General features: G+C 64.1%; 10 protein-coding genes. 2 read left to right on the top strand and 8 right to left on the bottom strand.

Translation table 11 applies throughout. The annotated features are described in order from the left end of the window. Positions 1 to 25: 25 nt before the first annotated feature. The 3 genes from ACPFL9_RS12935 to ACPFL9_RS12925 are packed head-to-tail and all read right to left on the bottom strand — an operon-like array spanning position 26 to position 1,988. Complete coding sequence (locus ACPFL9_RS12935; protein WP_426003125.1) at positions 26 to 523, bottom strand: GtrA family protein; 498 nt, start codon at positions 521 to 523, stop codon at positions 26 to 28. Between the two features lie 17 nt (positions 524 to 540). Then, positions 541 to 1,389, bottom strand: coding sequence for a fumarylacetoacetate hydrolase family protein (locus ACPFL9_RS12930; protein WP_426003123.1), 849 nt, complete (start codon positions 1,387 to 1,389; stop codon positions 541 to 543). Between the two features lie 29 nt (positions 1,390 to 1,418). Then, positions 1,419 to 1,988, bottom strand: a complete 570-nt coding sequence (locus ACPFL9_RS12925) for a DM13 domain-containing protein (protein ID WP_426003122.1) — start codon at positions 1,986 to 1,988, stop codon at positions 1,419 to 1,421. A gap of 133 nt (positions 1,989 to 2,121) precedes the next feature. Here ACPFL9_RS12925 and ACPFL9_RS12920 point away from each other — a divergent pair, with 133 nt between their 5' ends. Continuing rightward, on the top strand, positions 2,122 to 3,354 hold the full coding sequence (locus ACPFL9_RS12920; protein ID WP_426003121.1) for an SLC13 family permease: 1,233 nt from the start codon (positions 2,122 to 2,124) through the stop codon (positions 3,352 to 3,354). A gap of 13 nt (positions 3,355 to 3,367) precedes the next feature. On the opposite strand, the gene ACPFL9_RS12915 is transcribed toward ACPFL9_RS12920, so the two are convergent. Further along, positions 3,368 to 4,018 (bottom strand): DUF1684 domain-containing protein, encoded by a 651-nt coding sequence (locus ACPFL9_RS12915; RefSeq protein ID WP_426003119.1) that lies wholly within the window; start codon positions 4,016 to 4,018, stop codon positions 3,368 to 3,370. 161 nt (positions 4,019 to 4,179) lie between these two features. Between ACPFL9_RS12915 and ACPFL9_RS12910 the strand changes: the two genes are divergently transcribed. Further along, positions 4,180 to 4,986, top strand: coding sequence for a transglutaminase-like domain-containing protein (locus ACPFL9_RS12910; protein WP_426003118.1), 807 nt, complete (start codon positions 4,180 to 4,182; stop codon positions 4,984 to 4,986). Between the two features lie 15 nt (positions 4,987 to 5,001). Here the strand turns inward: ACPFL9_RS12910 and ACPFL9_RS12905 are convergent, their stop codons facing one another. The 4 genes from ACPFL9_RS12905 to ACPFL9_RS12890 form a co-directional block, all read right to left on the bottom strand. After that, positions 5,002 to 5,463 carry a MarR family winged helix-turn-helix transcriptional regulator gene (locus tag ACPFL9_RS12905; RefSeq protein WP_426003117.1) on the bottom strand — a complete coding sequence of 154 codons (462 nt, stop codon included), beginning with the start codon at positions 5,461 to 5,463 and terminating at the stop codon, positions 5,002 to 5,004. Further along, positions 5,463 to 6,587 (bottom strand): LLM class flavin-dependent oxidoreductase, encoded by a 1,125-nt coding sequence (locus ACPFL9_RS12900; protein WP_426003115.1) that lies wholly within the window; start codon positions 6,585 to 6,587, stop codon positions 5,463 to 5,465. The genes ACPFL9_RS12905 and ACPFL9_RS12900 overlap by 1 nt, the downstream gene beginning before the upstream one ends. 145 nt (positions 6,588 to 6,732) lie before the next feature. Continuing rightward, positions 6,733 to 9,954: an efflux RND transporter permease subunit gene (locus ACPFL9_RS12895; RefSeq protein WP_426007562.1), complete on the bottom strand. Its 3,222-nt coding sequence runs from the start codon at positions 9,952 to 9,954 to the stop codon at positions 6,733 to 6,735. Between the two features lie 69 nt (positions 9,955 to 10,023). Continuing rightward, on the bottom strand, positions 10,024 to 11,529 hold the full coding sequence (locus tag ACPFL9_RS12890; protein ID WP_426003114.1) for a malate:quinone oxidoreductase: 1,506 nt from the start codon (positions 11,527 to 11,529) through the stop codon (positions 10,024 to 10,026). Between the last annotated feature and the right edge of the window lie 53 nt (positions 11,530 to 11,582).

Raw genomic sequence — 11,582 nt, 5'->3', positions numbered from 1 at the left:
AAATGCGACTCAGTTGGGTGAGCCGTTAGATGTGGCGGGCGCGGCGGAAGATCCAGTGGCGCAGGAGCGTGAACCGCACAGCGGTGGCAAGGAACCCGGACAATGTGGTGGTCCACAGTTCTTCAGTGACCGTCGCTTCGGGTCTGACGAGGTGCAGGACCCCGAGGCTGCCGCCGGTGATGACCAGGGCAATGACGATGACGATCAGCCCGTTCACATGGTCCTGGGTCCGCTTCCTGCTCCCGGAGATCTTGAAGGTCACGCGGCGGTTCAGGGCTGTGTTCATCAGTGACGTCAGGATAAGGGCGATCGCGTTGGCCAGTTGGGGATCGATCCAGGGCCGGAGCACGGCGTAGATGGCCAGCGAACCGGCGGTACAGATGATGCCCACCCCCGTAAACCGGATGAGCTGGCGGACCACGGGGTATTTGAGGATGCCCCTGTGCCGTTTGCGCAGCAGTTTCGCTGCTGGGCTATCCGAGGGAGACGGGCGCAGTCCAGTGGCGTCCGCGGCTGTCTCCATGCCTTAAGCCTGTCACACTATGCGCCCTGGTTTTCCCACGAGGCCCCAGTGACCGGGTTGCGCAGCTCTCCGATGCCCTCCACACGGCACACCACCACGTCCCCGGGGCGGATCCGGGCACATTCTGCCGGGAAGCCCGTCAGCACCAGGTCGCCCGGCTGGAGGGTCATGAAGGCGCTCAGGTAGACCAGGATCTCGTCCACTTTCCAGCCGAGGTCGGCCGAACTGGCCGCCTGCAGTTCCTTGCCGTTGTGGATGATGCCGATGGCCAGGTCCGAATCGTCCAGGTCCGTGACGATCCACGGCCCAACGGGCGTAAAGGTGTCCTGGCTCTTGGCACTGATCCACAACTCGTCTGTTTTTTGCAGGTCACGGGCGGAGACATCATTACCGATGGTGAAGCCAAGGATCGCGTCGCGGGCCGTTTCCAGGGTCAATCCCCGGGCTGTGCGGCCGACGACGATCGTCAGTTCGGCTTCCGGGTCCACGTGGCCCGCCCCGTGGCCCAGCTGGATGGCTTCGTCCGGGCCGATCACGCTGGAAGCCGCCTTGTGGAAAGCCTGCGGTGGCAGGTCCCGCCCGGGTTGCCCCGTGTTGTGGGCCATCCCGAACACATTGACCGGTACCGAAGGGGCAAGGAAAGTGAACATCTTCTGGTCCACCACTGCGCCGATGTCCCAGCCGGCCCGGGCAGGGCCTGGAGCGTTGGCCCGTGATCCGGGAAAGGGGGTCTCGATGACAGTCCAGCTCCTGCCGGCATCCGAGTCGAAGTCCCGGGCATCATTGGCCACGAAGAACTGCTCGTCCGGCGTGGTGGGATCAAGGGGACGGACGCGTGCGATGCGGCGGGGGGAGAGGGACGTCATGGAGACATCCTACGTCCTCCGACGCGGTGCTAAGCAAGCGGAGCGGATCCGAAGGCGACGCTGAACCGATCGCACCACAGGACAACAGAGGCCAGCCCCGAGACATCGGTGCCCGCAGGAATGGCGTAATTCTGGTTGCCATGGGTGGCCTTGACAGCGCCGAGGTCAACATAGCGCCCCGACCGGTATTTGAACCAATCGCCGCCGGCTGGCAGGCTGCTCAGCCACACTTTGACGTCGGGCCCATCGCTGCTGGCCAGGTTCTCCAGGCGGAGAACATGGCTGCCGTCCGCGAGCTTCAGCAGCTGGGCGGTGCCACTGGTTGCATGTTCCTGCGATTGGAATGCGCCGGTACCAACCACAACCGGTACGGGGGTTTGTTGCGCTTCTGCAGGGATGGCCGCCTCGGCGCCGGAGGCCGAAGTATCAACCGCTGCGGGCGCCGAAACTCCCGGCGGCGCTTCGTCCACGGCACTGCTCGTGAAGAGCCGCCAGGGCTGGAACAGTGCTGCCCCGGCGACCAGCAATCCAAGGATTGCCGCCGCCGCAACGGCGACGAGCATCCGCTGGGTCCGCGGCCGGAAGAGGAGTCTGTTCATGCTTCAAGGCTAGGCTTCCACGGGCTCTGGCGGTGGGCCCATTGCTTACGATGCCATGACGCATTCTCCTGGCCGACAGCGAAGAACCCGGGCCGTGGGCGAAGAGCCGTGCCGTGGGTTTAGAATCCAGTCCATGCGTCTGGCGATCTTCGGGTTGGTCCTGCTGGTGGCCGGTGGGGTCACCGTTGCCGCGGGTATCCTGCCCTGGCACGAAGTGGCGGTCCTCGTGGACCGGGTGGCACCCATTCTCGGCTTCGTCGTTGCCATGACCGTGGTGACCGAGCTCGTCAGCGAGGCCGGCGCCTTCGAGTGGATCGCACGGCGCTTGGGCCGGTGGGGACGTGGAAGCAGCGTTTTGCTGTGGTTGTTATTGGCATTCTTCGCTGCGGTGAGCACCATTTTTCTGTCGCTGGATACGACGGCGGTCCTCCTCACCCCCGTGGTGGTCACCGTGGCAAAGCAGGCAGGCCTGCCGGTCCTGCCGTTCGCGTTGACCACGGTGTGGCTGGCCAACACGGCTAGCCTGTTGCTGCCGGTGTCGAACCTGACCAACCTCCTGGCACAGCACCACCTGGGCAGCATCAGTCCAGCGCAGTTCGCGCAATTGATGTGGGCGCCGTCCCTGGCCGCGGTCCTGGTGCCAATGGCATTCATTGCCGTTGTCTTCCGCCGCGACCTGCGCAGGGCCTACCCACGCAATGCTTCTGCTCCTGCGACCCCTGGGCCGTCCAAGACCATTGTGCCGTCCAAGACCACTGGGCCGTCCAAGGCTGCCGGAGACCGCGTGTTGCTGTCCGTCAGCGCGGTGGTGTTGGTTCTGTTGTTGCCCGCACTGGTATCGGGAACAGCGATCTGGATTCCAGCCACGACCGCCGCAGCCGTTCTGTTGGTCACGTTCGCTGTTCGCCGCCCCAAAGCACTGAAGGTGGCCCTGGTTCCGTGGTCCCTGCTGCTCTTCACCTGCGGACTCTTCCTGGTGGTCGAGGCCGCCCAATACCTTGGGGCATCGTCGCTGCTCGGAGAAGCCGCAGGCCAGGGTGAGGGGTTCCCGGACCTGCTGAGATTAGCGCTGACAGGTGCCCTGGGTGCAAACGTCGTCAACAATCTGCCGGCCTACTTGCTCGCCGAACCGCTCGCGGAAAGCCCCCTGCGAATGGCCGCTTTGTTGGTCGGAGTCAATGCCGGACCGCTTGTGGCTCCCTGGGCATCGCTGGCGACACTGCTATGGCACGATCGCCTGAAGCGGATGAATGTGCTGATCGCGTGGAAGGGTTACGCCGTCTTTGGCCTGATCGTGGCACCCCCGACGATACTGACGGCCATTGCCTGCCTCTCCCTTGCCGCTGCAGCCGGCCTGACTGGCTAGCCAACGCGAAAGGTTAGCCGGTGTACAACTCTCCAACAGGGATCTCCTCAGAGAGCCGGTTGGCCGGACCCGCGAGGGGGCACGCCCAGGCTTCGTTGTACGCGCACGAGGGGTTGTATGCGAAATTGAAGTCCAGCACGAACTCCTGTTCCCCAGTGCCTTGACGCACGCCGTGGTATGCGCCCTTGATGGTGTCCAAAAGATAGCGTCCGGCGCCGTAGCTGCCTCCGTCCTTGCCCGCGGTGGCGTCCCGGAAGGGGACGAAGATTCCGCCGCCATAGCTGCGCAGGCGCCAGGCAGCCAGGGAGCCGAGCCGGGGAAGCTCAAAGGTGCCGATCCTGATGAAGGGTACAACTCCGTCCGTGCCCGTGTTCACGTTCATTTCCTGGCCGGCACCCTCGGGCGACAACGGGACATACAGCCGGAAGGCGGGGTCGTAGTCCGCAGTCTTGAGGCCGGAGAAGGAAGCTTTCGCGGTATCCGTCAAAGCCGAGGCCGGATGTGTTCCAAACATGCGGTCGCGTTCCTGCCGCCAGTAATTGTGGGCGTCGAAAGGATCCCGGACGGCCAACTCACGCACGTGGTGGTACAGGGCGAACGTCCGCAAACGCCAGTCGGCGATGTCGACGGCGGACATGGTGGGAAGGCTGTCGTCGGAATCCATGCCTTCAGCCTAGTCCTGTGCGTGTTCCGGGGGTCCCGCGTGCGGATTCCCAAGCGTCCAGTGGATGCTACTGTCTCTGAAGGCCGATCTATAGTCCCGATGTCGGCCGGTCCACGCATGGCGGCACGGGGGCTGTCCCGCCGCAACCAACCCGGAGATTAATGGAACGCAACGTAGCCGCCAAGCTCGTTTTCAAGACCGCAGCGAATACCAAGGTCGCCATGGCCATTGCCGTGGCCAACAACCCCGGCTACGACTCCCTGGCCGAGACGCTTTCCATCACGTGCGACGGGCAGGACGTTCCGTACGCTGAGCTTGCCGACCACCACGGCGGACGGTTCCACTACATGGAGTTCACCGAACCCAGCGAGGTCACGGTCGACTACCACGCCACAGTGGTGGGCACGGGAGTCGCAGATACATCCGAACCCATGGAACTCATCCGCTACGTCCGGCCCAGCCGGTATGCCGAGTCGGACAGGCTGCTTCCCACGTCCTACGCCGAGTTCGGGAACCTGCAGGGAGCCGAACTCCTGGCAGCAGTGCGGAACTGGGTCCATGGCGAGCTCCGCTACGTCAGCGGATCCTCCAGGGGGACGGACGGTGCCGTGGAGACCCTCCTTCACCGGCGGGGTGTATGCCGTGACTTCGCGCATCTTGCCATCGCCCTGCTGCGGTCCAAGGACGTCCCCGCCCGCTTGGCTGCGGTGTATGCCCCTGGCCTGAGCCCCATGGATTTCCACGCCGTGGCCGAGGCCTACATCGATGGTGGCTGGCATGTCATCGATCCCACGGGCCTGGCCCCGCGCCGGTCCATGCTCCGGATCACTGCCGGCAGGGATTCCTCCGACACCGCGTTCCTCTCCACCGTAGGGGGAAGCCTCTCGCTGAAAACCCTGAGGGTCAACGCCGACGTTAACGGCGAGTTGCCCGGGGAAGACCCCGGGCAACTCATCACCTTGCGCTAGGCGCAGTGCAGCCGGCTAGTGGCCCGCGACGGACGCGCGGAGCTTCTCCGTCAGCCGAAGCAACTCGCGCTGTTCGTCGGCGGTCAAGGCCGGAGCGACCAGGTGCGCGATGTCACGGACGTGCTCGCGTCCGATCGTCTTCTGCAACTCATGTCCGGCTTCGGTGAGGGACAGCAGGACTCCACGGCCGTCGTCGGGAGCTGTTGTCCGCTCCACCAGGCCGCGCTTCTCCAGCCGGTCAACCAACCGGCTCAAACTTGACTGGCTCAGCAGGACTTTGTCGTTGATTTCGTTCAAGCGCAGCTGGCCGGAAGGGCAGCGGGAGAGCGTAAACAGGACGTCGTACTCCTTGACCGGAAGGGTCTTGAAGGCAGGGCCGGACTGCAGTTTCCGCATCACCGCCACCTGGGAGCGGAAAAGCGACTCCCAGGTTTCAGCGGCGAGACGGACGGCGGATGAGGCCGACGGGCTGGACATCAGGACTCCTGACCTGCAGTCCCCGCCGGAGCCGACTCGCCGACGCTGGCCTCCAGGGCGGTGGCAACACGTGAGGCGTGGGTCGGGGCGTCGGGAACGTGGGCGGGCTTCCGGGCCGCGTACTCCTTGCGCAGGACCGGCAGGACTTCCTCGCCGAAGAGGTCCAACTGCTCCAGGACGGTCTTCAGCGGAAGTCCGGCGTGGTCGATCAGGAACAGCTGACGCTGGTAGTCGCCGAAGAACTCACGGAAGGTCAGGGTCTTCTCGATGACCTCCTGGGGGCTGCCCACTGTCAGCGGCGTCTGCGACGTAAAGTCCTCCAGGGACGGTCCGTGGCCGTACACGGGTGCATTGTCGAAGTACGGACGGAACTCCTTGACGGCGTCCTGGGAGTTCTTGCGCATGAAGAACTGACCGCCCAGGCCAACGATTGCCTGGTCTGCCTTACCGTGTCCGTAGTGCTCGAAGCGCTCCCGGTAGAGGCCGATGAGCTGCTGGTAGTGTTCCTTCGGCCAGAAGATGTTGTTGGCAAAGAACCCGTCACCATAGTACGCAGCAACCTCGGCGATCTGCGGGGTGCGGATGGAACCGTGCCACACAAAGGGGGCCACGCCGTCGAGCGGCCGCGGGGTGGAGGTGAAGTTCTGCAGCGGGGTGCGGAACTTGCCCGACCAATTGACGGTGTCTTCATCCCAGAGCTTGCGGAGCAGGCTGTAGTTCTCGATGGCAAGCTCAATGCCGTCCTGGATGTTCTTGCCGAACCAAGGGTAGACGGGGGCGGTGTTGCCGCGGCCCAGAACCAGATCCACGCGTCCGTCGGAGAGGTGCTGCAGCATCGCAAAGTCCTCGGCGATCTTCACCGGGTCATTGGTGGTGATCAGCGTGGTGGCCGTTGAGAGTGTGATGCGCTCAGTCTGTGCCGCGATGTAGGCCAGCGTGGTGGTGGGGGACGAGGAGAAGAACGGGCGGTTGTGGTGCTCACCGAGGGCGTAGACATCCATGCCGATTTCTTCGACCTTCTTGGCAATGGCTACCGACGCCTTGATGCGCTCGTGCTCGGTGGGAGTACGTCCGGTAGTGGGGTCCGTGGTGATGTCGCTGACGCTGAAGACGCCGATCTGCATGATGTGCCTTTCTCCCTGCCCGTGGTTCCGGGCGATGAATCCAGTGTACCTGAAAATAGATGCATTTGCATGTATCAGTTCCTGCAACAGGGAAGGGCCGGGAATCATTCCCGGCCCTTCAGGTACTGCAAGTGGCGCCCTGCGGCTATTCCGCAGGGTTGGCTGCGGCGCGACGTCCGCTGACCCGGGGCACCATCCCGGTGGTCCAGTCGAGGAATTCGTCAGAGCCGTTGCCGTTGCCGTTGCCCTGGCGGACGGCGGGCCGGTTCTGCAGATCCTTCAGGAGCTGCTTCTTCTCGCGGCGGCCTTCAACCAGCTTGTAGAGCACGGGAACAAGCACCAGGGTCAGGGCGGTCGAGGACACCAGGCCGCCGATCACGACGATCGCCAACGGCTGGGAAATGAAACCCCCGCCGCCGGTCAGTCCCAAAGCCATGGGAGTCAGTGCGAAGACGGTGGCCAGGGCGGTCATGAGGATGGGCCGAAGGCGTTGCCGTGCACCATGCGTAATGGCGTCCGCTACGCTCATGCCCGCGCTGCCGTCGTGCGGCTTGCGGTACTGGTTGATGAGGTCGATCAGCACAATGGCATTGGTCACCACAATGCCCACCAACATCAACATCCCGATCAGGGACGGCAGGCCAAGTGGTACGCCGGTCAGCAGGAGGAGGCCCACTGCTCCGGTGGCGGCAAAGGGCACGGACACCAGCAGGATGAGCGGTTGGATGAGCGACTTGAAAGCGGCCACCATGATGACGTAGACGATCGCGATCGCTGCCAACAGGGCCAGGCCCAGCTGCTGGAACGACTCTGCCTGCTGCGTGGTGGCACCGCCGACAGTTGCCGTGACGGCCGCCGGCAGCTGGACGTCCGCGAGCCGCTCCTGGACAGCGGCGCTGACGCTGCCAAGGTTGGAGCCCGACGGCGTGACGCTCACCCTTGCGGTGCGCTGGCCGTTGCTGCTGGTAATCGAAACCGGCGTTTCCACCTGCTCCACCGAGGCAATCGACTCCAGGGTGATGCTGCCGCGGGGTGTGGGCAGCGGGAGGGCGCGGACGGCGGCGATGCTGGTGAAACGCGTACCCTTTCCGATCTGTACCGGGTAATCGTTCGTCCCGATCCGGACCGTACCCGCCGGGATGGGGCTGACCGTGGTGGCCAGGACCGCTCCCACCTGCTGCTCCGTCAGTCCCGCCGCCACGGCTTTCGCCCTGTCGACCCGGACCTGGACAACGGCCTGGCTGGCGGCCAGGTTGGTGGCAACTTCCGTGCTGCCCGGTACCCCTTCCATGGCCTTCACCATGGTGTCGCTGGCGCTTTGCAGGTCCGCGGAATTGGACGCCCGGATGGTGATGTCCACCGTGGACGAGGTTCCGAATCCGCCCTGCTGGGATCCCACGGTGATCTTTCCGGGCAAGCCTTCGAGTTTTGCCCTGACGTCGTCCTGCAGCTGTTTCTGATTTACTTTCTCATCCGTCACGATCGTGAAGGTCGAGTTCGAGGCGCCGGTGGAGGTCAGGGCAGCGAAGCCGGTCTGCGCATTCCCGGAGGTCACCTGGATATCCTTGATGCCTTCCAGGTCCCGCAGGGCTTCTTCGACCTTGGCGGCCTCGTTGCTGGTCGCTTCCAGGCTGGTGCCGGCAGGGAGTACCTGGCGGACTGTCATGCTGTTCTCACCGGACCGGCCCAGCAGGTCCGTAGCCAGGAGCGGAGTGGCGGCCACCGTCGCCACCAGGATGAGCGCAGCTGCCGAAAGGGTGGCCGCAGGATGTTTCTGCGTTGTGGCAAGGATGGGCAAGTACCCTCGCTGCAGGCGGGACTTCTGCTCAGCTTCCCGGGCCCTGTCCGCGACGGTCCTGGCGTCCTCGGGGCTGGCCGCAGCCTGCCCGCCCCGGCGCGGTGAGGCGAGGAACCAGTAGGCAAGGACCGGGACGATCGTCAGGGATACCAGCAGCGACGACAGGAGGGCGATGGTCACGGTCAAGGCGAACGGACGGAACAGCTCACCTGCCAGGTCGCCCACGAATGCGATGGGGAGGAAGACCGCGACTGTCGTCAAGGTGGAGGCCGTGATGGCCCCCGCTACCTCACGGATGGAGGTCAGGATCGCCGTGAGTTTGTCTTCCCCGTAGCTGAGGTGGCGCTTGATGTTCTCGATCACCACGATCGAGTCATCCACCACACGCCCGATCGCGATGGTCAGGGCTCCGAGGGTGAGGATATTCAGCGAGTACCCCGTGGCGGAGATCCCGATGAACGTGATCAACAAGGAAAGCGGAATGGACACCGCAGTCACCAGCGTGGACCGTACGGACATCAGGAACACGAGGATGACGGCGACGGCGAAGCCCAGGCCCAGCAGGCCCTCGGTGGTGAGGTCCTTGATGGACTTTTCGATGAAGGGTGCCTGGTCGAACACGGGCGTGAACGAGGCATTGTTGCCCAACTCGGCTTCCATCGGGCCGATTGCGTCACGCACGGCATGGGAAATCGCCACCGTGTCGCCTTCCGGCTTCTTGGTCACTGACAGGGCCAGCGTGGGTTTGCCGTTGGTGCGGGTGATGGAGGTTGGCGCATCATCTTCGATGCTGACGTCGGCCACTGAGCCGATCGTTGCGGAGCTCCCGCCGCCCGCCAAGGGAAGGCCCTTGATGACGTCCACGGAATCCACCGGGCTGCCGAGTTGCAGGGACAGGGTTTTGCCCTGGTCCTCGATGGTGCCCACCGGAACCAGTGCCCCGTTGTTTTTCAGGGCGTCGCTGATGGCCTGGACGGAGGCGCCGGCTGCCGCGAGCTCCGCGGGGCGGGGCTGGACCAGGATGTGCTGGCTGGCGCCGCCCGTCACCTCGGCTCCGCGGACGCCGTCGAGTTTCTGCAAGCGGGGGACACTCAGGCGTTGCAGGTCCGCGTTGAGCTCACTGAGCGGCTTGTCGGATGATACCGCGAGGAAAACGATCGGGAAGTCGCTGATGTTGCCCGCAATGGACTGCGGTTCCACATCTGCAGGCAGGACCCGCTTGGCATTCGAGATGGCGCGGTCAATCTGGTTCCGCGCGCGGTCGAGGTTGGAACCATAGGCGAACACCATGGTGATCTGCGAAACGCCGTTGCGGGACGTGGAGGTGGTGGACTCCAGGCCCTCCACACTGTTCAGCGCCGTTTCCAGCGGCTGGCTCAACTGCTTGTCCACGACTTCCGGAGAAGCCCCCGGCATGGACGTCACCACGGTGATCTGGGGGAACTCGATCGACGGGATGAGTTCCTGCTTCAACGACCCCATGGTGATCACGCCGAACACCGCCGCAAAGACGGTGATCAGCGCGATCAATGCACGGTTACCCAGGGACAATCTGGCCAAGCGGAACATGTCAGTCATCGTCTCCTGGAGTACGGATTCCTTCGGCTGACGGGAACCGGCCGCAGCCTCTTCAGTTGCCTAGCTCTTGAGGGCGTTGGCCCCGTCGAGTTGCAGGGAGCGCGCCGTGCTCGCCTCGAGCTCGGCAGCGAGCTCGGGGTTCTCGTTGAGCTTGACGCCGTAGCCGGGCATCATGTCCTTGAGCTTGGACTGCCAGCCCTTGAAGTTCTTGGGGAAGGACTTCTGGAGCAGCTCGATCATGATGGGAACGGCTGTGGACGCTCCAGGGGAGGCGCCGAGCAAGGCACCGATGGAACCGTCGCGCGATGCGATGACCTCGGTGCCGAACTGCAGGACACCACCCTTCTGCGGGTGTTTCTTGATGATCTGTACACGCTGCCCGGCGGTGATGAGTTCCCAGTCTCCGCCTTTTGCTTCCGGGTAGTACTCCCGGAGCGACTCCACCTTGGCCTCGTGGCGCTTGGCCACTTCCTTGATGAGGTAGGCCGTGAGGTCCATGTTGTCCTTGGCGACCGCCAGCATGGGAATGATGTTTCCCGGGCGGATCGACAGGGGCAGGTCCCAGTAGCTGGAGGATTTGAGGAAGTTGGTGGAGAAACCGGCGTACGGTCCAAAGAGCAGCGAACGCTTGCCGTTGACGAAGCGGGTGTCCAGGTGGGGCACGGACATCGGAGGCGCGCCTACCGAAGCCTGGCCGTACACCTTGGCGCTGTGCTGGGAAGTGATCGAATCATCCGTGCAGCGGAAGAACTGGCCGGATACCGGGAACCCGCCGTAGCCCTTGCTTTCCGGAATGCCCGATGCCTGCAGGAGGTGCAGCGCGCCGCCGCCAGCTCCGACAAAGACGAACTTGGCGTGGATCCGGCCGTGCTCACCGGACTTGCGGTGCTTGATGGAGAGGTTCCAGCCGCCTCCGGACGCCCGCTCGACGTCGGTGACGTCGTGGCCGTAGTTGACCTCCGCGCCGCTGCTTTGCAGATAGGTGGTCAACTCACGCGTCAAGGCGCCGAAGTCGACGTCGGTGCCTTCCGCCGCGCGGGTAGCGGCAACGCGCTGCTTGGCGTCGCGGCCCTTGACGATCAGGGGAGCCCACTGGGCGATACGGGCCTGGTCTTCGGAGTACTCCATGCTGCGGAAGAGCGTGTTCGGCTTGAGGGCCTCGTAACGTGTCTTCAGGAAGTTCGCGTGGTCGTCGCCAATGACGAAACTCATGTGCGGAACGGTGTTGATGAAACCTTTGGGGGAGCCGATGACCTTGGTGTCCACCAGGTGGGACCAAAATTGCCGGGAGAGCTGGAATTGCTCGTTGATGTGGATTGCCTTTGACGGATCCACCGAACCGTCCTTGGCAGCAGGTGAGTAGTTGAGCTCACACAGCGCAGCGTGTCCCGTGCCGGCATTGTTCCAGGGGCCGGAGCTTTCGAGTCCCGCTTCGTCGAGGCGTTCGAACAGGGAGATGGTCCAGGTGGGTTCAAGCTGCTTGATGAACGCACCCAGGGTGGCACTCATGATTCCGCCGCCTATGAGGACGACGTCGGCATGTTGAGTCTTGGAAATGAAGGTCACAATCAATCTCCGATAGGGGCGGCACTGGCTGTCACAGAATATCCCCGCGCGGA

It is taken from the genome of Paenarthrobacter sp. NyZ202 (assembly GCF_049860755.1).
Lineage (GTDB): Bacteria > Actinomycetota > Actinomycetes > Actinomycetales > Micrococcaceae > Arthrobacter.
The sequence above is the reverse complement of the archived record's forward strand: the minus strand, read 5'-3'. Positions and strand labels throughout refer to the sequence as shown.